Origin of the sequence: Leisingera sp. MMG026, from assembly GCF_021654205.1 — a bacterium.
Taxonomy (GTDB): Bacteria; Pseudomonadota; Alphaproteobacteria; order Rhodobacterales; family Rhodobacteraceae; genus Leisingera.
Map to the genome: position 1 here is coordinate 79,768 of NZ_JAKFZM010000006.1, position 18,567 is coordinate 98,334.

An 18,567-nucleotide genomic window follows, 5' to 3' on the forward strand; every position below is an offset into this window, starting at 1 on the left:
CATGAAAATCGCCTTTCAGATGGATCCGGTCATGGGCGTGGACATCAACGCGGACAGCAGCTTCCGCCTGGCCGAAGAAGCGCAGGCGCGCGGGCACGATCTGTTCTACTACGCCCCCGACCAGCTGGCCTATCAGGAGGGCCGCATCACCGCCCGTGGCTATGACATGACCGTGCAGCGGGTGGCAGATGCTCCGGCGGTGCTTGGCCCGGAGCGCGAGGTGGATCTGGCGGATTTCGACGTGGTCTGGCTGCGGCAGGACCCGCCGTTTGATATGCATTACATCACCTCGACCCACTTGCTGGACATGCTGAAGGGCCAGGCGCTGGTGGTAAATGATCCGTTCTGGGTGCGTAACTATCCGGAAAAACTGCTGGTTCTGACCTTCCCGGACCTGACCCCGCCGACCACCATTGCCCGCGACCTGCAAACCATCAAGGCGTTCAAGGAAAAGCATGGCGATGTGATCCTGAAACCGCTTTACGGCAATGGCGGCGCCGGGGTGTTCCGGCTGGATGCAAACGACCGCAACCTCACCTCGCTGCATGAGCTGTTCACCGGTTTCAGCCGCGAGCCGCTGATTGTGCAGAAGTTCCTGCCGGACGTCAGCAACGGCGACAAGCGGGTGATTCTGGTCGACGGCGAGCCCGTGGGCGCAATCAACCGGGTGCCTGCAGCGGGCGAGACCCGTTCGAACATGCATGTGGGCGGACGGCCCGAGAAAATCGGGCTGAGCGAGCGCGATCTGGAGATCTGCGCCGCCATCGGCCCGCTGCTGCGCGAAAAAGGCCAGATCTTTGTTGGCATTGATGTGATCGGCGACTACCTGACCGAGATCAACGTGACCTCGCCGACAGGTATTCAGGAGCTGGAGCGTTTTGACGGTGTGAACATCGCCGAAAAGGTCTGGCAGGCGATCGAAGCCAAGATCAGCTGATGAGCTGGCGGCGCCGGGCCCTGAACGCGTGGATGCGCTATGGCATGAAGCCGGTGCTGCAGCGCACCAGCAGCCCGGAACTGGCACGCCGGAGTTTCGAGCTGCTGGCGCCGCTGTTCTGCCCGCCGCTGCCCTATACCCGGCTGTTGCCGCGGCCCGCGCCGGTGCCGCTGAACCTGATTTCAGTGGGCCGGACGCGCCGCAAGCAGATCATTTTGTTCCTGCACGGCGGCGCCTATCTGGCAGGCAGCGCCCGTGCCTATCAGGGGGTTTTGTCCCGTCTTTCTTTTGCCGCGGGCATGGAGATTGCTGTGCCCGACTACCGGCTGCTGCAAGAGGCACCGTTTCCGGCGGCTTTCGAGGATGCGCTGGCAGCCTGGCAATACCTGCGAAGCACGGGCTATGCCGCCGCCGATATCCTGCTGGCAGGCGACAGTGCCGGCGGCGGGCTGGCGCTGGCCTTGCTCGCGGCCCTGCTGGGGGAAGGGGAACGCCCCGCCGGCCTTGTGGCCTTATCCCCCTGGTGCGATCTGACGCTGAGCGGGGCAAGTATTGAGGTCAACCGTTCCAGGGATGTGATCATCCCGGCAGGGCGGATGAAGGAAGCCGTTGATCAGTATCTCGCGGGTGCGGATCCATCAGATGCCCGCGCCTCGCCCTTGTTCGCTGACTTCCCGAACCCGCCGCCGGTGCTGATCCAAGCCGGGGATACCGAGGTGTTGCTGTCGGATGCGCAGCGTATGGTGCAGCGTCTGGAGCAGGCAGGCGGCGCTGTGCGGCTCAGCCTGTGGCGCGATGTGCCGCATGTCTGGCAATTTATGGCGGGTCAGCTGCCCGAGGGGCAGGCAGCATTGGACGAAGCTGCCACCTTCGCCATATCCGCCTTCGACGGCGACTCAGCGGGCTGAGGGCAGCCTGAAACTCAGCGCCTCGGCGAAATGCGGGCGTTGCACCCGGTCTTCGCAGGCCAGATCGGCAATGGTGCGCGCAACGCGCAGAATCCGGTGGTAGCCGCGGGCGCTGAGGCCAAACCTTTCGGCGGCCCGCAGCAAAAGATCACGGCTTTCGGCATCCGGCGCTGCAATATCTTCCAGCACTGCGCCTTCGGCATCTGCGTTCTGGCGCAGGCCGGGATGGCTGCGGAACCGCTCAGCCTGGGTGTTCCGGGCAACTGCGACCCGTTGCGCCACCTGCGCCGAGCCTTCGGCGCTGGCGGGCAGCTCCAGGTCGGACACATCCACCGGCGGCACGTCCAGATGCAGGTCGAACCGGTCCAGCAGCGGGCCGGAAATCCGCCCCAGGTAATCCGCACCGCACAATGGTGCCCGCGAACAGGCGCGGTTGGCATCAGCCAGATATCCGCATTTGCAGGGGTTGGCCGCAGCGATCAGCATAAAACGGCTGGGGTATTTCACATGGGCATTGGCGCGTGCCACCATCACCTCTCCGGACTCAAGCGGCTGGCGCAGGGTTTCCAGCACGGGACGGCCGAATTCCGGCAGCTCATCCAGAAACAGCACGCCATTGTGCGCCAAGCTGATTTCCCCCGGCTGCGCCCGCCGCCCGCCACCGGCAATCGCCGCCATGGAGGCAGTGTGATGCGGTTCGCGGAAAGGGCGGGCGCGGCTGATGCCGCCCGCATCGATCAGCCCGCATAAGGAATGGATCATCGAGGTTTCCAATGCCTCGGCAGGAGACAGCGGCGGCAGGATCGATGGCAGCCGTGCCGCCAGCATCGATTTGCCGGATCCGGGCGGGCCGATCATCAGCATGTGGTGGCGTCCGGCGGCAGCAATCTCCAGCGCGCGCTTGGCTTGCTCCTGGCCTTTGACGTCGCGCAGGTCCTTGCCGCCAAGCCCGCTGAGGGCTTCACCGGGCATGGACGGCTCAATACGCCGCTGGCCGGTGAAATGCTGGACCACCTCGGTCAGTGTGGCCGCACCGATGACCTGTGCCGCATCGACCCAGGCAGCCTCGGGTCCGGATGGTTCCGGGCAGAGCAGCATGCGCCCTTCCTCTGCCGCGGTGACGGCTGCGGGCAGGGCGCCCGCGACAGGCATCAGCTGGCCGTCCAGCGACAGTTCACCCAGGGCTATGGTCTCCTCGGCCTTTTCCGCTGGGATGATGCCGATTGCCGCCAGCAAGGCCAGCGCAATCGGCAGGTCGAAATGACTGCCTTCCTTGGGCAGGTCCGCGGGTGACAGGTTTATGGTGATCCGGCGGGAGGGCAGGGCAATCGACATCGCCGCAAAGGCCGCCCGCACCCGTTCGCGGGCCTCGGAGACGGCTTTGTCCGGCAATCCAACTACCGAGAACGCTGGCAGGCCGGGGGCGACTGCGCATTGCACCTCGACCAGCCGGGCCTCAACCCCTTGAAAGGCAACTGTGTACGACCGTGCCGTCATTTCTCCCCGCCCCTTCTGGTTCAGGGAGAAATGCTTGGCGATCGTGGTTTCCGAAGTGTTAACGCCAGCGGTGCCGCCCGGCGAATTCACGCAGAATTCGCGCTGGCCGCCGGTTCAGTCCAAAGACCAGGGCCGCCGCGGCAGATCCCGCGCATAAGGCTCCGGGTCATAGCTGACCTCATGCGCCTGCTCTTGCCAGCGCAGTACTGCCGGGTCGGACAGCAGCAGCTTGCAATAGGCACGCGTGGCGGCAGAAACCGGCAGCCCGTAACCGATGATGCGTGCGGCAACCGGGGTATAGAACGCATCCGCCAGCGAATACTCTCCGAACAGACAGCCCGCTGACTGGCCGGACACCTGGCGCGCATGGCCAAACAGCGTTTCGATCCGGTCCAGATCCGCCTGAACCGCGCCGGAGGTCTCAAACCCTTCGTAGATATGGGCCAGCTGCATCGGGCATTCGCTGCGCAGCGCGCTGAAGCCCGCAACCATCTCTGCCGCCAGCCAGCGTGCAGCGGCACGCTGTGCCGGGTCCGCGGGCCAAAGCCCGGCGTCCGGGTTCTGTTCGGCCAGGGTCTCGGCTATCGCCAGGCTTTCGCCAACAACCGTGCCTTCAGGCGTGCGCAACGCGGGCACCAGCCGTGCCGGGGCCAGATGCGCCATCTCTTGCGCCATGGTTCCTGAGTACAGCCCCACCAGATGCACCGTATGGGGAAGGGAGAATTTTTCGAGCATGAGCCAGCCGCGCAATGACCAGCTGGAGAACATGCGGTCGCCGATATAGATTTCATAAGCCATGCGCAAAGGCTAGCGCGGTGTGTTCCATCGTGAAACGGAATGTTTGTGATGGCATCCGTCACGGCAGATGATTGATAGCCCCCGCCCGCCAGCCTTCGGGGCCGAACGCGATTTCACTGACCGACAGATTGTCGACTCGGTGGGCAAAGGCTTCCTCTGCGGTCAGCATCTCCGCCCGCTGAACCTGGGTCAGGATTTGACCGAAATGCCCGACAACAATCAAATCGCGACCCTGATTCGCAATGATCAGCCCGTCAATTGCTGCGTTCACCCGGTTTCGGACCTGATTCCAGCTCTCGCCGCCCGGCGGTGTTACATCACCCGGCGTCTCCCAATAGGCCCGGATCCGGTCCGGATCCTCGGCGTCCACCTCGGCCCAGGTTCTTAGCTCCCAGGCGCCGAAATGGATCTCGCGCAGCGCTTCAACATGGGGCAGGCGCTGTCGGCTGCCTTGGATGGCGTTGGCAGTCTCCACTGCGCGCAACAGGTCGGACGACACGATCAGCGCGTCGGCCGGCAGGTAATCCGACAGGCGTTTCAGCGCGGCGGTGTCAGACAGGTCCGCGGGCAGGTCGGACCAGCCCACCATGCATTTTGCGTGCGTTGGCCCGTGCCGTACCAGAAACAGCCGGCTTGTCATAACGCCCCCTTCAGCACCAGCGGCAGCCCGGCGGTCACTTGCACAACAGTCTCTGCACGTGCTGCCAGTGCGATGTTGAGCCGCCCCTGCGCTTCGCGGAAGCGGCGGGCCAGCTTGTTCTCAGGCACGATGCCAAGACCGGTTTCGTTCGAGACGATCACCAGATCCGCGCGGCAGCGGCCGATTGCGGCCAGCAGGTCCTCTTGTGCAAACGCCAAATCATGCCCGGCCAGCAGATGGTTGGTCAGCCACATGGTTGCACAGTCCATCAGGCAGATTTGCCCCGCAGCCAGCGCGTCCAGAACCCGGCCGGCTGTTTCCGGTTCTTCGACAGTTGCCCAGCCTTCCCCCCTTTGTTCGAGGTGGCGGGACACTTTTTCGCGCATTTCGCTGTCAAAAATTTGTGCAGTCGCCCAGTAAACCCTGTCTTTTTCAGTGTTTATACAGAGCTGTTCGGCAAAGGCCGACTTTCCAGAGGCCGCCCCGCCCAGAATAAAAGTTACATTTGCAGGCATTTTTTGCTAACCTGTAAGAACGAAGCCGTTCCTGTGGGTAAACGCAGGGCCCGGTTAAGACAAGAGACCGCAGTATCCCGGGGTTCCACTTATTAAGGCCGGGAAAGTCTGCACAGGGGCCAAAAAACCATTTTGTTTTCCATTTTTGGCCCGTGGATGTGCCGAGAGTCGTATCCAGTGCATTGATACTGCCGGTCTGCAGAAGACCCGGGCTCAACTTTGTTTCATGCGCGTCCCCAGGCGCCGGTAGTTTGTTAATTAGTTTCCGGGGGGAAATAAAATGGCACTAGATTCCACAATCGAAAACCCATTGCCGCGGCAGGCAATGAAGGCAGAACTTTTGGACGCCGAAACCGAACGGCGTCTGGCTTACGCGTGGCGCGATGACCGCGATGTGAAGTCGCTGCACCGGCTCATCAATGCCTACATGCGTCTGGCGATTTCCATGGCGTCCAAGTTCAAGCGGTACGGCGCGCCGATGAACGATCTGATACAGGAGGCGGGCCTGGGCCTGATGAAGGCCGCCGACAAATTCGACCCTGACCGGGGGGTGCGGTTCTCGACCTATGCGGTCTGGTGGATCAAGGCGTCGATTCAGGACTACGTGATGCGCAACTGGTCCATGGTGCGCACAGGCTCCACGTCGTCGCAGAAATCGCTGTTTTTCAACATGCGCCGGGTACAGGCGCAGCTTGAACGCGAGGCGCGTGCCTCGGGGGCGCGGCTGGACCGGCATCAGCTGCATCAGAAGATTGCGACTGAAATCGGGGTGCCGTTGCGTGATGTTGAGATGATGGAGGGGCGCCTGTCGGGTGCCGACTTTTCGCTCAACGCGGTGCAGTCCACCGATGAAGAGGGCCGCGAGTGGATCGACGCTCTGGAAGATGACACGTCTCAGGCCGATGAACTGGTGCAGGAGCGGCACGACCGCCGCCAGCTGCGCAAATGGCTGGTGGGGGCGTTGCAGGCGCTGAATGACCGTGAGCGCTTTATCATCACGGAACGCAAGCTGCGCGAACGCCCGCGCACTTTGGAAAGCCTGGGAACCGAACTGGGGCTGTCCAAGGAACGGGTCCGCCAGCTGGAGGCCGGGGCGTTCCAGAAAATGCGCAAATGCCTTGAAGGACAGTCGCGCGAGGTGCACAGATTGCTTTCATGAGAAAGCAGATCAATTTCCTGAAAGTAATGTTAAGCGCTGCCTGTTTGGCGGCGCTTAGCCTGTCTGGCGCCCGAGCGGATGATGTGTCCGCGGCAGCCCGGCTGCTGAGCGGCGCTGACGTAGTGATTCTCGGCGAGGTGCATGACAATCCAGTGCATCACCAGCAGCAGGCAATTCTGCTGGCAAAGCTGCAGCCTAAGGCGGTGGTCTGGGAGATGATCACTCCAAAGCAGGCAGCCGCACTGGATCCTGAAACGCTGGCAAATGCACAGCTGACGGCCCGGCAACTGGATTGGCCGAATTCCGGCTGGCCGGACTTCAGCCTTTACGCGCCGGTGTTTGCAGCTGCTGCCAATGCCCGCCAGTATGGCGCACAGGTGCCGCGGACAGAGGCTGCGAAGGCCTTGGAACGCGGCGTTGCTGTCTATTTCGGGGCTGAAGACGCCGCCCGCTTTGGCCTTGATCAGCCGTTGCCGGAGGCAGAACAGGCCGCGCGCGAGGCGGACCAGCAGGCGAATCACTGCAATGCGATGCCGGTTGAGATGCTGCCTGTCCTGGTGGACTTTCAACGTCTGCGGGACGCCGCCCTGGCAGAGGCCGCGGATATGGCAATTGCGGAAACCGGCGGTCCAGTGGCTGTGATCACCGGCAATGGCCATGCCCGCACCGACCGCGGGCTGGCAGTCTATTTGGCCAAGGCCCGTCCGGGGGTGCAGATCCGCAGCTTGGGCCAGTCCGAGGGCGGGCGGATCAGCGGGATTTTCGATCTGCTGCTGGACGCGGACGCGGTCAGCCGCCCTGATCCCTGCCTGGCCTTCCAAAAAGGCGGCTGAAGGCCTCTGTGCAGCACAGGGCCGGTCTGATTGGAAACGGTACCGCGCCGTGCGCAGCACGGCGCCCGGCCCAACACCGTCAGGGGCGGGGGCCGCGGGCCCCTGCCGCGCGGGGGCGGGAGCCTTTGCTTTGGCTTAGGCCGTCTCTCGCTGGGAAAACCGTTTCACACTTTCGCCGCAGCGCAGTAAGGTCGCGGGAAACGGGACAAGGGCGGACAAATGCTGGCTGGCAGACATATTCTCCTGATAATCAGCGGCGGTATCGCGGCCTATAAGTCGCTGGAGCTGATCCGCCGCTTGCAGGACCAAGGGGCGCGCGTGACCCCGGTGCTGACCAAGTCCGGCGCGGAATTTGTGACACCCCTGTCTGTCTCGGCACTTGCCGGAACCCCTGTGCATCAGGAACTGTTCGATCTGACCTCCGAGGCCGAGATGGGCCATATTCAGCTGTCGCGCAGCGCCGACCTCTTGGTTGTAGCGCCGGCCACGGCGGATCTGATGGCCAAGATGGCGCAGGGGCTGGCAAACGATCTTGCCTCTACCTTGCTGCTGGCCACCGACACCCCGGTGATGCTGGCACCTGCGATGAATGTACGGATGTGGGAGCATCCGGCGACACAGCGCAACATCGCGGTCCTGAAGGAGGATGGGGTGTCTTTCGCGGGTCCGAATGACGGCAGCATGGCCTGCGGTGAATTCGGCCCGGGCCGGATGGCGGAACCGGATGAGATCGTGACTGCGATCACTGCCAAATTTTCGGATGGACCATTGAGAGGCAAACGCATTCTGGTGACCTCCGGCCCGACGCATGAGCCGATTGATCCGGTGCGCTATATCGCCAACCGCTCCTCCGGGGCGCAAGGGGCAGCGGTGGCCCGTGCTCTGCGCGATTCTGGCGCGGAAGTGGTGTTTGTCACGGGCCCGGCAGCGGTGCGCCCGCCTGAGGGCGTGCAGGTTGTGGCGGTTGAAAGCGCCCGCGAAATGGAAGCGGCTGTGCAAGCGGCACTGCCTGTTGATGCCGGGGTGTTTGCCGCGGCGGTGGCGGATTGGCGGGTCGCCAGCGCCTCGGACCGCAAATTGAAGAAGTCCAAGGACGGGTTGCCGGTGCTGGAATTTGCAGAAAACCCGGACATTCTGAAAACAGTTGCACGGATGCCAAAGGGCCGTCCCAAGCTAGTGGTTGGATTTGCCGCCGAGACCAACGACGTGGTGGAAAACGCCACCGCCAAGCGCAAGCGCAAGGGGTGCGACTGGATCGTTGCAAATGACGTCTCTCCCGCAACCGGCATCATGGGCGGCAGCGAAAACGCAGTTGTCCTGATCTCTGATGACGGTGCCGAGGAGTGGCCGCGCATGGGCAAGGATGACGTCGCCCGTAAACTGGCTGCGCGGATCGCTGCGGCGCTGGCCGGGTGAAATTGAGTATTTGAACAAAGATGAAGCAGGGGACGGGGATGGTAACAATCCGTGTGATCCACGACGAAGGCGCGGACCGGGATGTGCCGCTGCCGGCATATGAGACAGCTGGCGCTGCGGGAGCGGACCTGCGCGCTAACCTGCCGGGCGGGGGCACGCTGACGCTTGAACCGGGGGCACGGGCACTGGTGCAAACCGGGCTGCGCATCGAAATTCCTGTAGGCTACGAGGTGCAGATCCGCCCGCGCTCGGGCCTGGCTCTGAAGCACGGGATCACTCTGCCCAACACGCCCGGCACAATCGACAGTGACTACCGCGGGCCGCTAGGGGTGATCCTCTTGAATGCAGGACAGGAATCCTTTGAAATCCGCCATGGCGAACGCATCGCGCAGATGGTTGTGGCGCCGGTGCTTCAAGCCCGGTTTGAGCGCGCGGAGGCGCTCTCCGGCACCACCCGCGGCGACGGCGGCTTTGGTTCAACCGGGCGCGGCTGATGCTGCGCATTCTGATCCTGGCAGCGCTGATCTGGTGGGGCGGGCGTTTCCTTGGCCTGCCGCGCAATCTGCGTTTTGGTTTGCTGGTTGTGCTGTTTGCGGCTGTACTGGCGGTGCAGTTGACCCTGCCGGACGGGCACGGTTTGCGGGAGGGCACCGGGGGCTCGGCAGCGCCTTGGCTTCTCTTGGGCGGTTTTGCCATTGTGGCTGGTTTCTATGCGCGTATCGTGGCCGCCCTGAAGACCCGCGCCCAGCCTCAGGAAACGAACATGAGCCAGCCTGCCAGCACCTTCACCGAAAGCGAGCTTGACCGCTATGCCCGTCATATTGTCCTGCGGGAACTGGGCGGGGCGGGACAAAAGAAGCTGAAGCAGGCCAAGGTCCTGGTGATCGGTGCCGGCGGGCTGGGTGCGCCTGCGCTGCAGTATCTGGCTGCCGCCGGCGCGGGCACAATCGGGGTGATCGACGACGACGTGGTCGATAATGCCAACCTGCAGCGACAGGTGATCCACCGCGACGCAGACATCGGCAAGCCCAAGGTGTTTTCGGCCCAGGCCGCGATGCAGGCGCAGAACCCTTATGCCGACGTGCGCCCTTACAACCGGCGCCTGACCGGGGAGGCCGCGGAGGAGCTGTTTGCGGAATATGATCTGATCCTCGACGGCACCGACAATTTCGAAACCCGTTATCTCGCCAACCGCACCGCAGTGGCGCTGGGCAAGCCGCTGATCTCTGGCGCGCTGTCGCAATGGGAAGGCCAGCTGAGCGTTTTTCACCCGGCCAAGGGCGGACCCTGCTACCAGTGCATTTTCCCCGAGGCACCGGCGCCCGGTCTTGCCCCCAGCTGCTCGGAGGCCGGGGTGATTGGCCCGCTGCCCGGTGTTGTCGGGGCAATGATGGCAGTCGAGGCGGTCAAGCAGATCACCGGTGCCGGTGCGGTTCTGCAAGGTGAGATGCTGATCTATGACGGGCTCTATGGCGAAACCCGCAAAATCCGCATGGCCAGGCGGCAAGATTGCCCGGTTTGCGGCAGCGCCGGACACTCCTGACGAGACCTCCCCGTGAACGAAGCCTATTTCATTTCGCTGCTCTGCGGCGCCCTGTTCGGCGGCCAGCCGGAGACAGTGCATAAGTTCACCTATCCCGGCGGTGCGGCGTCGATCCGCACAGATTGCGAAAACAGTAACCGGGTCATCGAGTTCGGCCTCGATAAGCGCAGCAGCCTGGACAGCATTCAGCAGGCGTTGTTTGCGGCAGAGATCACCGGTAAGGAGCCGGTGGTGGTTCTTATCGATACCGATAGCCGTATGGGCCGTTTCGAGTGGCGGATCGCCCGGGCGGCCAATATCGCGGATGTTCCGATCCGCATCGTGCCAGCGGCACTGACCAAAGGCGATGGCGCTGGCGGCTGACCCGCCCGTGCCACAAGGTCAAAGCAACCGGTTCCGAGCGGCGATCAGGTCTTCGGTGTCCTCCAGTACGGCGGACAGGCGGAAAATGCCGTCGCCTGCATAGATGCGGTATTCTGCCTCCTGCGCCGGGTCGGGACGCAATGCCTTTGCAGATATTGCCCTGGGCGATCGGAACCAACTGACGTTCCGCAAATTCCAGACTGGTGCGTCCAGTCATTTGCAAGCCCAATTGCAGCTCCATGGCTTTCCCGTTAGCGTTCCCGGCAAAGGAGACCCGTATATGTCCAATCCGCTTCTGTCCCGCTGGGACACGCCGTTTGAAATTGCCCCGTTCAACAGCATCTCTGACGACGATTTTGCCCCTGCGCTGGAGCAAGCACTTGCGGCGCACGCCGCACAGATCGACACCATCGCAAACAGCAGCGAGGCGCCTGGGTTTGCTAATGTGATCGAGGCGTTGGAAACTCCTTGCCGTGAGTTGGAGCAGGTGCTGGGTGTGTTCTTTACTGTGGCAGGCGCCGACAGCAACCCCAAGCGCGAGGAGCTGCAGCGGGCGTTCTCGCCCAGACTTGCCGCGCATTTCTCGGCGATCACCGCCAACAAGGCGCTGTATGCACGGGTCAAGGCGGTCTGGGATCAGCGCGATGTGCTGGATCTGACGCAGGAGCAGCAGCGCGTCCTGATGCTGACCCACCGCGGCTTTGTCCGTGGCGGCGCGGCGCTGGAAGGCGAGGCGGATACGCGGATGCAGCAGATCAAGGGGCGGTTGGCGACACTCGGCACTGAGTTCACTCAGAACTTGCTGGCTGATGAGCGCAGCTGGTTCATGGAGCTGACCGAAGAGGATCTGGAAGGCCTGCCGGAATTCGTGATCAGCGCGGCCCGTGCGGCGGGGCAGGAAATGGGCAAGGACGGTCCGGTTGTGACCTTGTCGCGGTCCTTGATCACGCCGTTCCTGCAGTTTTCCCCGCGCCGGGATCTGCGCGAGACAGCCTTTAACGCCTGGGCAGCCCGCGGTGCGGGCGGCGGCGAAACCGACAACCGCGCCATTGCAGCGGAAACTCTGCAGCTGCGCGAAGAGCGTGCCCGGCTATTGGGGTATAAGAATTTCGCTGCCTACAAACTGGAAACCGAAATGGCCAGGACGCCGGACGCGGTACGCGGCTTGCTGATGGATGTCTGGGGCCCGGCCAAGGCCCGCGCCGATGAAGACGCCAAGGTCCTGACCGCGATGATGCAGGCGGACGGCATCAACGGTGACCTGGAACCTTGGGACTGGCGCTACTACGCCGGGAAACGCCGCAAGGCCGAGCACGATCTGGATGAAGCGGCGCTGAAACCTTACCTGCAGCTTGACCGGATGATCGAGGCCGTCTTTGCCTGCGCAAACCGTCTGTTCGGGTTGGAGTTCGCGCCGCTGGACGTGCCGCTCTACCACCCGGATTGCCGCGCTTGGGCGGTGACCCGGAACGGTGCCCATGTGGCGGTCTTCATCGGCGACTATTTTGCCCGCGGTTCCAAACGCTCGGGCGCTTGGTGTTCGGCAATGCGCCAGCAGGCGAAATTCCCGCAGGTACAGGCGCCGGTGGTGATCAACGTCTGCAACTTCGCCAAGGGCGACCCGGCGCTGCTGTCCTGGGACGACGCCCGCACCCTGTTTCATGAGTTCGGCCACGCGCTGCATCAAATGCTGTCGGATGTGACCTATGAAAGCATCTCGGGCACCTCGGTCGCGCGTGATTTTGTCGAATTGCCGAGCCAGCTGTATGAACACTGGCTGGAAGTGCCGGAGGTGCTGCAGGAATTTGCCACCCATGCGGAAACCGGCGAACCGATGCCGCAGGAGATGCTGGAGAAGGTGCTGGGTGCCGCCAACTTCGACATGGGGTTCCAGACGGTGGAATACGTCGCCTCCGCCCTGGTGGATCTGGCCTTTCACGACGGTCCTGCGCCTTCCGACCCTATGGCAAAGCAAGCTGAAGTGCTCGCAGAACTCGGGATGCCGCGGGCGATTATCATGCGTCACGCCACCCCGCATTTCGCCCATGTCTTTGCCGGCGACGGCTATTCCTCGGGCTATTACAGCTACATGTGGTCTGAGGTGATGGATGCTGATGCCTTTGCGGCTTTTGAGGAAGCAGGCGGTGCCTTTGATGCCGAACGCGCTAAGGCGTTGGAGGCGCATATTCTATCCACTGGCGGTTCGGTTGACCCGGCTGAGCTTTACACGGCGTTCCGCGGGCGGTTGCCCGGTGTGGAAGCGCTGCTGCAAGGCCGCGGCTTGACCGCACAATAGCCGGCATTGCGCAGGGCGATGCCCCTGAACTGGGTATTTAGGACCAGAAAGAAGCGATAGACCCCGGGCTTCTTTCTGGTCGAAAATACTCTGGGGGAATGCGCCGTCAGGCGCAGGGGGCAAAGCCCCGCCCTAATAACCGAGGTTGCGGTCCACCAAATGCAGCAGCGGCTCTCCAGCCTCGGCGCGGCGGATGTTCTCGGCGATCACTTCGGCAGCGGTGCTTTCGCGGGTTTCCGAGGCGATATGCGGAGTCACTGTCACATTGGGGTGCGCCCAAAAGGGATGCTCCGGCGGCAGCGGCTCAACGCGGAACACATCCAGAGTTGCGTGCCCGATCCGGCCGTTGCCGAGTGCCGCCAGCAGGGCGTCATCATCTATCAGCGGTCCGCGGCCAGGGTTGATGATCTTTGCCCCCTTGGGCAGCCAGCCAAGCGTCTCGGCATTCAGCGTGTTTTCGGTGGCGGGTGTATCGGGCAGCAGTAGGACCACAATTTCCGCTTGCGCCAGCGCGTCCTTCATACCCTTAGGCCCGGCGTGGCAGGTGATGCCTTCGATTTCTTTTTGCGACCGGCTCCAGCCCGATACTTGAAACCCCAGGGCTGACAGCGCACTGGCCGAAGCAGTTCCAAGGGCGCCCAGACCCAATACGGTCACATGGCGGTCCTTGGCCAGGGGCGGCGCCTTTGGTTCCCATTGCCCGTTTTGCCCAAGGATATGCGCATCCATTCCAAGGTGATAGCGCAGAGTGTGGCCAACCACCCATTCGGTCATGCCCTGCTCCAGCCCGCTATCCACCATCCGCGTGAGCGGCACGGAGGCAGGCACGGCGGGCACGACCTTTTCCACACCCGCCCAAAGGCTCAGCACGGCCTTTAAGCGATCAAAGCGGGTGAAGTCGCTGATGGGTCCGCTGGGCGCAAAGACGATGTAATCCACATCTTCCGGAGCGAAACCATTACGCAGTTCGGCATCCAGACCCAAACGGGCGAATTCCGCGTTCAGCAGCGGCTGGTAAACGGGCCATGCATCGGCGCGGCCGGCAAACAGGACATTGGCGGTCATGGAAACTCCCTGATCTTCAGCGCGAGGATTGGCGCGGGCGGTGGATATGGGCGCTTTGCACAATGCCGAAGGCCCCGAGCAGCACAAGCATTGCCGAGCCGCCGTATGAGACCATCGGCAGCGGCACGCCGACCACTGGTGCCAGACCCATCACCATCGACATGTTGACGGCAAAGAACAGGAAAAAGGTGATGGCAATGCCCAGGATCACCAGCGAAGAAAACCGGTCCTTGGCGGCAATCGCCGAGGCAATGCAGAACAGGATGATCAGCATGTAAATGAACAGCAGGGTAACGCCGCCGATGAAGCCGAACTCCTCCGCCAGGGTGGTAAAGATGAAGTCGGTGTGTTTCTCCGGCAGGAAGTTCAGCCGCGATTGCGTGCCCTGCATGAAGCCCCGTCCGGACCAGCCGCCGGATCCCAGCGCAATCTGCGACTGGGTGATGTGGTAGCCCGCGCCTAAGGGATCCTGCGAGGGGTCCATAAAAGTGTCGATGCGGCGGAACTGGTAGTCCTTCAACAACTGCCAGTCGGTGCCGCGGCTTTGAAATACCGCGCTGACCAGCCCCGCGCCGGCTGCGATCACCGCCACGAAATAAGCCCAATGCACGCCCGCAAGGAACATCACCCCGCCGCCGGCCGCCATCAGCAGGATCGAGGTGCCAAGGTCCGGCTGTTTCAGCACCAGCGCCGTTGGCACCAGGATCAGCGCCACCGGCAGCAGCACCCACATGGGCCGCGAGGTCTTCTCGGCAGGCAGCCAGTCGTAATAGGCCGCCAGCAGCATTACCAAGGCGATCTTGGTCACCTCTGAGGGTTGCAGCCGCATGAAACCGATGTCGATCCAGCGCTGTGCGCCCATGCCCACGGTGCCGAACAGCTCCACCGCGACCAGCAGCGCCAAGGATCCCAAATAGGCCAGCACCGACACATTGCGCCAGAACCAGATCGGGATCATCGCCACCACAAACATGACGCCCAGGCCCAGGGCAAAGCGTTTGACCTGCGGCTCGACCCAGGGGCTGAAGGATCCGCCGGCCACCGAATAGAGCATCAGAAAGCCGACGCTGGACACCGTGATCAGCAGCAGTGTCAGCCCCCAGTTCAAATACAGTATCTTGCGCAGGCCGGAGGGCGTCGATTTGGCGTGATACTCCAGATAGCTCATGCCTTGCTGCTCCTGCTGCCCAAGGGGCGCTTGACGCGCTCGCGCTCCAGCCGCTCCTGCTGTGCCTTGATGCGGCTGCGGTCCCCTTTGGGGTAGGCCTCCAGCGGCGGGGTGCCATCGTAAAGCGCCTGCAGCAGCACGTCGCGGGCAATCGGCGCAGCGGCTCTGGAGCCGCCGCCGCCATGTTCAACCACCACAGCCACCGCGTATTTCGGCTTATCATAGGGAGCAAAACAGACGTACAGCGCATGGTCGCGCCGGTCCCAGGGCAGATCCTCGTTGCGGATCACCCCTGCGGCCCGTTCGGCGGCGGTGATGTTGCGCACCTGGCTGGTGCCGCTTTTGCCGGCCATCCGTATGTTGTCAGCGATGATGCGGGAGCGGTAGCCGGTGCCCCGGCGGTCGTTGCTGACCGAATACATGCCGCGCCGCACCATGCGCAGGCTGTTTTCGCTGACATCCAAAGGGTCGCCCGCGCCGCTGGGCAGTTCCACCCCGTCGAGCGATTTCAGCAGCCGCGGCGTTACACTGCGTCCGGTGGCGATCCGTGCGGTCATCACCGCCAGCTGCAACGGCGAAGCGAGGGTGAAGCCCTGGCCGATCGAGGAGTTTGCGGTGTCGCCGATCAGCCAGTCCTTGCCATAGGAACGTGCTTTCCATTCCTTGGTCGGCGTAATCCCCTGAGCCACAGCCGACATCGGCAAATCGTGCCTGATGCCCAGCCCGAATTTGTTGGCCATCGCCGAGATATTGTCGATCCCGGTCTTGATCGCCACGTCGTAGTAATAAACATCGCAGGACCGTTTCAGCGAAGTGTTGAGGTCCACATGCCCGTGGCCTGCCCGTTTCCAGCAATGGAAGCGGCGGCCGGCAACTTTCAGATGGCCCGGGCACCAAACAGTTTCCTCCGGCCCGATTACACCCTGTTCCAGCGCTGCCAGCGCCGTGATCATCTTGAAGGTGGAGCCGGGCGGGTAGGTGCCCTGCACGGTTTTGTTGGACAGGGGCCTATAGTTGTCCTCGGTCAGCATCCGGTAGTCAGCGACTGAGATGCCCCGCACAAACAGATTGGGGTCGAAACTGGGAGAAGAGCAGATCGCGCGGATATCGCCGTCTTCGCAGTCAATCACCACCGCTGCGGCGCTTTCCCGGCCCAGCCGGGCCTGCACGTAGTTTTGCAGCTCAGCGTCAGTGGTCAGCTGCATGTCTGCACCGGAAATACCCTCGCGCCGGTCCAGTTCACGCATTACCCGGCCGGTGGCGTTCACTTCCACCCGCTTGGCGCCGGCCTTGCCGCGCAGCACGTCTTCGCGCTTGGCCTCAAATCCAACCTTGCCGATCTGGAAACGCGGGATCAGCAGCACCGGCTCGGGGTCTTCCATCTTGCTCAGGTCATAGTCGGACACCGGCCCGACATAGCCCACTACATGCGCGAAATCACCAAGCTGCGGATAAATCCGCGTCAGGCCGACCTCGGGGGTTACACCCGGCAGGGCGGGGGCGTTCACCGCCACCTTGGAGATATCCTCCCAGCCGATCCGGTCGGCCAGAGTGATCGGCAGGAATGGCGGCGACCGCCGCATCTCGGTGCGGGCGCGCTCCAGGTCTTCCGGGTCCAGCGGCAGCAGGCTCGACAGTTTATCAATCACCGCCTCCACATCGCCGGCGTCCTCGGGTACCACGGTAATCCTGTAGGAGGGGGAGTTCTGCGCGATGATCAATCCGTTGCGGTCGAAGATCTGCCCGCGGGCAGGCGGCAGCAGGCGGATGTTGATCCGGTTTTCTTCGGCCAGCAGGCGGAATTCATCCGCTTGATCCACCTGCAGAAAGCGCATCCTTGCTGCCAGCCCGCCGGCAAAGGCCACCTGCAGCCCGCCCAGCAGCAGTGCCCGCCGGGTCATCTTGCCATGAGAGACGTCCAGATCCTTGGAATTGCGTTTCATCGGCGGCTCATCAGGGTTTCGGCTTCGGAAGGGGACAATTTGCGCACACCCAGAATAGCCTGGCTGACCCAAACTGCCAGCGGATAGGCAGCGATGGTCATCACAATCTGGATCACGGTCAGGCTAAGCGGCGCTTGCGCCACGCCAAAAACCACAAGAACCAGCCGGTTCAAAACGGCCATCCCGATCAGGGTCACGCCGGCTGCCAGCCATTCGCTGACGAAGGTGCTTTCCCGGTGCGGGGCCGCACGCGCCTTTAGAAACTCGCAGGCCAGCACTGTCAGCAACGCCAGCAATCCAGGCGGGCGATGAAACAGCAGATCGGCCAGCAGCATGACCAGCGCAATCGACAGCGCAGGCACAAAATCGGGCCGCCGCAGCGACCAGGTGATTGCCAGCAGCAGCAGGAAATCCGGCGGCGCCCAGAACCTCGGCTCGGTGTTCAACGGCAGCAGATGAAAAAACATGATCAGCAGCGCCAGCGCGGGAAAGGCTGCGCGCATAGCCCAGATCCGGGCGGGCGAGGTATTAGCCATTGCCGGCCTCAGCAGTGCCTTCGGCGCTGCCGCCGCCCAGCCCTTCGGGCCGCGGCTGCGGAACCGGATCACCCGGGGCTGCTCCGACCAGCCCGCCGGGATCCTGGATCACCTCGGTGCCGTGATGGCGCAGCACCCGCAGAAATTCCAGCCGGCTGTAATCGGCGGACAGCCGCACCCGCATCCGGCCCGAGCGGTCCTTGGCCACCTGGCCGATCAGCAGGCCCGCTGGAAACACCGATCCGTCACCGGAGGAGATCACCCGGTCGCCGGGCCGCACAAGGTCGGGATTTTCCAGAAAGCTCAGCACTGGCGCGGCGCTGTTGTCACCGGTGACAAGAGTTGTCTGTCCGGAGGGCTGAATGGTGGCGGGCACTGCGCTGGCGGCGTCGGTCAGCAGGATCACCCGCGCGGTGTCGTGCCCGGTGCCTGAAATCCGGCCCACCAGCCCGATCCCGTCCATCGCGGCCCAGCCGTCATGCACCCCGTCGCGGCTACCCACATTCAGCAGCACCGATTGCCGGAAGGGTGAACCGCTGTCGGCCATCACCACCCCGGTGATATAGGTAAGCTGCGGGTCCAGCCGCACGTTGTTGAAATCCAGCAGCCGGGCGTTTTCCTGTTCCAGCTGCAGTGCGGCCTCTTTCCAGGCCCGCATCTGCCGCAGTTCGCTGCGCAGCTCGCGGTTCTGCTCGGCCAGTCGCTGATAGCTTTGGAAATCGCGCATCAAGTTTACGGCGGCGGTGACCGGCACCATGGCCCAATCCATGCTGGGCACCACGCGGTCAGCCACCTGGGCGCGAAACCGTTCCACGCGCGGGCTGTCGATCCGCCAGACGATGAACACAGCAGCCAGGCACAGGCACAAAACCGCTGTCAGCAGACGCCGCAGCGGGGTTGCATAATCGTCGCGCTGTGACTTGTCCTTTGCCACGTCTCTCCTTCCAGCC

The 18,567-nt window shown here is 63.2% G+C and carries 19 protein-coding genes; 9 read left to right on the forward strand and 10 right to left on the reverse strand.

Translation table 11 applies throughout. The annotated features are described in order from the left end of the window. The first annotated feature begins 1 nt into the window (after window position 1). Both gshB and L1069_RS04780 read left to right on the forward strand, forming a co-directional pair. On the forward strand, window positions 2-937 hold the full coding sequence (gene gshB, locus L1069_RS04775) for a glutathione synthase (RefSeq protein WP_237454962.1): 936 nt from the start codon (window positions 2-4) through the stop codon (window positions 935-937). Further along, the gene (locus tag L1069_RS04780; RefSeq protein ID WP_237454963.1) at window positions 937-1,845 is read left to right on the forward strand and encodes an alpha/beta hydrolase fold domain-containing protein; all 909 of its coding nucleotides are present in this window, start codon (window positions 937-939) and stop codon (window positions 1,843-1,845) included. The genes gshB and L1069_RS04780 overlap by 1 nt, the downstream gene beginning before the upstream one ends. On the opposite strand, the gene L1069_RS04785 is transcribed toward L1069_RS04780, so the two are convergent. The 4 genes from L1069_RS04785 to cobU all read right to left on the reverse strand — a co-directional run bounded on the left by L1069_RS04785 (window position 1,834) and on the right by cobU (window position 5,295). Further along, complete coding sequence (locus tag L1069_RS04785) at window positions 1,834-3,342, reverse strand: YifB family Mg chelatase-like AAA ATPase (RefSeq protein WP_237454964.1); 1,509 nt, start codon at window positions 3,340-3,342, stop codon at window positions 1,834-1,836. The two genes, L1069_RS04780 and L1069_RS04785, sit on opposite strands and share 12 nt — an antisense overlap. 114 nt (window positions 3,343-3,456) lie before the next feature. Then, a complete protein-coding gene (locus L1069_RS04790; protein WP_237454965.1) occupies window positions 3,457-4,140 on the reverse strand; it encodes a glutathione S-transferase in 684 nt (227 codons plus the stop codon). A gap of 58 nt (window positions 4,141-4,198) precedes the next feature. Beyond that, a complete protein-coding gene (locus L1069_RS04795) occupies window positions 4,199-4,780 on the reverse strand; it encodes a histidine phosphatase family protein (RefSeq protein ID WP_237454966.1) in 582 nt (193 codons plus the stop codon). After that, on the reverse strand, window positions 4,777-5,295 hold the full coding sequence (gene cobU / locus L1069_RS04800; protein ID WP_237454967.1) for a bifunctional adenosylcobinamide kinase/adenosylcobinamide-phosphate guanylyltransferase: 519 nt from the start codon (window positions 5,293-5,295) through the stop codon (window positions 4,777-4,779). The genes L1069_RS04795 and cobU overlap by 4 nt, the downstream gene beginning before the upstream one ends. Window positions 5,296-5,575: 280 nt before the next feature. Between cobU and L1069_RS04805 the strand changes: the two genes are divergently transcribed. The 6 genes from L1069_RS04805 (at window position 5,576) to L1069_RS04830 (ending at window position 10,609) form a co-directional block, all read left to right on the forward strand. Next, on the forward strand, window positions 5,576-6,454 hold the full coding sequence (locus tag L1069_RS04805; RefSeq protein ID WP_129369519.1) for an RNA polymerase factor sigma-32: 879 nt from the start codon (window positions 5,576-5,578) through the stop codon (window positions 6,452-6,454). After that, window positions 6,451-7,287: a ChaN family lipoprotein gene (locus L1069_RS04810; RefSeq protein WP_237454968.1), complete on the forward strand. Its 837-nt coding sequence runs from the start codon at window positions 6,451-6,453 to the stop codon at window positions 7,285-7,287. Before L1069_RS04805 ends, L1069_RS04810 begins: the two co-directional genes overlap by 4 nt. A gap of 219 nt (window positions 7,288-7,506) precedes the next feature. Beyond that, window positions 7,507-8,703 (forward strand): bifunctional phosphopantothenoylcysteine decarboxylase/phosphopantothenate--cysteine ligase CoaBC, encoded by a 1,197-nt coding sequence (gene coaBC / locus L1069_RS04815; RefSeq protein WP_237454969.1) that lies wholly within the window; start codon window positions 7,507-7,509, stop codon window positions 8,701-8,703. A 38-nt stretch (window positions 8,704-8,741) separates the two neighbouring features. Then, the gene (gene dut / locus L1069_RS04820; RefSeq protein ID WP_237454970.1) at window positions 8,742-9,197 is read left to right on the forward strand and encodes a dUTP diphosphatase; all 456 of its coding nucleotides are present in this window, start codon (window positions 8,742-8,744) and stop codon (window positions 9,195-9,197) included. Then, window positions 9,197-10,246, forward strand: coding sequence for a HesA/MoeB/ThiF family protein (locus L1069_RS04825; RefSeq protein WP_237454971.1), 1,050 nt, complete (start codon window positions 9,197-9,199; stop codon window positions 10,244-10,246). The genes dut and L1069_RS04825 overlap by 1 nt, the downstream gene beginning before the upstream one ends. 12 nt (window positions 10,247-10,258) lie before the next feature. Then, the gene (locus L1069_RS04830; protein WP_129369524.1) at window positions 10,259-10,609 is read left to right on the forward strand and encodes a hypothetical protein; all 351 of its coding nucleotides are present in this window, start codon (window positions 10,259-10,261) and stop codon (window positions 10,607-10,609) included. An 18-nt stretch (window positions 10,610-10,627) separates the two neighbouring features. Here the strand turns inward: L1069_RS04830 and L1069_RS04835 are convergent, their stop codons facing one another. After that, window positions 10,628-10,750, reverse strand: coding sequence for a PLP-dependent aspartate aminotransferase family protein (locus L1069_RS04835; protein ID WP_217621269.1), 123 nt, complete (start codon window positions 10,748-10,750; stop codon window positions 10,628-10,630). A gap of 139 nt (window positions 10,751-10,889) precedes the next feature. Between L1069_RS04835 and L1069_RS04840 the strand changes: the two genes are divergently transcribed. Continuing rightward, a complete protein-coding gene (locus L1069_RS04840) occupies window positions 10,890-12,905 on the forward strand; it encodes a M3 family metallopeptidase (protein WP_237454972.1) in 2,016 nt (671 codons plus the stop codon). Window positions 12,906-13,037: 132 nt separating this feature from the next. On the opposite strand, the gene L1069_RS04845 is transcribed toward L1069_RS04840, so the two are convergent. The 5 genes from L1069_RS04845 to mreC are packed head-to-tail and all read right to left on the reverse strand — an operon-like array spanning window position 13,038 to window position 18,551. Further along, window positions 13,038-13,970 carry a glyoxylate/hydroxypyruvate reductase A gene (locus L1069_RS04845; RefSeq protein WP_237454973.1) on the reverse strand — a complete coding sequence of 311 codons (933 nt, stop codon included), beginning with the start codon at window positions 13,968-13,970 and terminating at the stop codon, window positions 13,038-13,040. Window positions 13,971-13,986: 16 nt separating this feature from the next. Then, entirely contained in the window at window positions 13,987-15,138 is a 1,152-nt protein-coding gene (rodA, locus tag L1069_RS04850; RefSeq protein ID WP_237454974.1) for a rod shape-determining protein RodA, read from the reverse strand. Next, a complete protein-coding gene (gene mrdA, locus L1069_RS04855) occupies window positions 15,135-17,081 on the reverse strand; it encodes a penicillin-binding protein 2 (protein ID WP_237454975.1) in 1,947 nt (648 codons plus the stop codon). The genes rodA and mrdA overlap by 4 nt, the downstream gene beginning before the upstream one ends. Then, entirely contained in the window at window positions 17,078-17,617 is a 540-nt protein-coding gene (locus tag L1069_RS04860) for a rod shape-determining protein MreD (protein WP_237454976.1), read from the reverse strand. The genes mrdA and L1069_RS04860 overlap by 4 nt, the downstream gene beginning before the upstream one ends. Then, window positions 17,610-18,551 carry a rod shape-determining protein MreC gene (gene mreC, locus L1069_RS04865; RefSeq protein ID WP_237454977.1) on the reverse strand — a complete coding sequence of 314 codons (942 nt, stop codon included), beginning with the start codon at window positions 18,549-18,551 and terminating at the stop codon, window positions 17,610-17,612. The genes L1069_RS04860 and mreC overlap by 8 nt, the downstream gene beginning before the upstream one ends. Window positions 18,552-18,567: the final 16 nt, after the last annotated feature.

Excerpts from the sequence above, each read along its gene's own strand:
- mrdA (WP_237454975.1), bottom strand. The coding sequence starts at position 17,081 with ATGAAACGCAATTCCAAGGATCTGGACGTCTCTCATGGCAAGATGACC.
- L1069_RS04845 (WP_237454973.1), bottom strand. The coding sequence starts at position 13,970 with ATGACCGCCAATGTCCTGTTTGCCGGCCGCGCCGATGCATGGCCCGTT.
- L1069_RS04780 (WP_237454963.1), top strand. The coding sequence starts at position 937 with ATGAGCTGGCGGCGCCGGGCCCTGAACGCGTGGATGCGCTATGGCATG.
- L1069_RS04840 (WP_237454972.1), top strand. The coding sequence starts at position 10,890 with ATGTCCAATCCGCTTCTGTCCCGCTGGGACACGCCGTTTGAAATTGCC.
- L1069_RS04790 (WP_237454965.1), bottom strand. The coding sequence starts at position 4,140 with ATGGCTTATGAAATCTATATCGGCGACCGCATGTTCTCCAGCTGGTCA.
- L1069_RS04785 (WP_237454964.1), bottom strand. The coding sequence starts at position 3,342 with ATGACGGCACGGTCGTACACAGTTGCCTTTCAAGGGGTTGAGGCCCGG.
- rodA (WP_237454974.1), bottom strand. The coding sequence starts at position 15,138 with ATGAGCTATCTGGAGTATCACGCCAAATCGACGCCCTCCGGCCTGCGC.
- L1069_RS04825 (WP_237454971.1), top strand. The coding sequence starts at position 9,197 with ATGCTGCGCATTCTGATCCTGGCAGCGCTGATCTGGTGGGGCGGGCGT.
- L1069_RS04860 (WP_237454976.1), bottom strand. The coding sequence starts at position 17,617 with ATGGCTAATACCTCGCCCGCCCGGATCTGGGCTATGCGCGCAGCCTTT.
- dut (WP_237454970.1), top strand. The coding sequence starts at position 8,742 with ATGGTAACAATCCGTGTGATCCACGACGAAGGCGCGGACCGGGATGTG.
- L1069_RS04810 (WP_237454968.1), top strand. The coding sequence starts at position 6,451 with ATGAGAAAGCAGATCAATTTCCTGAAAGTAATGTTAAGCGCTGCCTGT.
- gshB (WP_237454962.1), top strand. The coding sequence starts at position 2 with ATGAAAATCGCCTTTCAGATGGATCCGGTCATGGGCGTGGACATCAAC.
- coaBC (WP_237454969.1), top strand. The coding sequence starts at position 7,507 with ATGCTGGCTGGCAGACATATTCTCCTGATAATCAGCGGCGGTATCGCG.
- cobU (WP_237454967.1), bottom strand. The coding sequence starts at position 5,295 with ATGCCTGCAAATGTAACTTTTATTCTGGGCGGGGCGGCCTCTGGAAAG.
- L1069_RS04805 (WP_129369519.1), top strand. The coding sequence starts at position 5,576 with ATGGCACTAGATTCCACAATCGAAAACCCATTGCCGCGGCAGGCAATG.
- L1069_RS04795 (WP_237454966.1), bottom strand. The coding sequence starts at position 4,780 with ATGACAAGCCGGCTGTTTCTGGTACGGCACGGGCCAACGCACGCAAAA.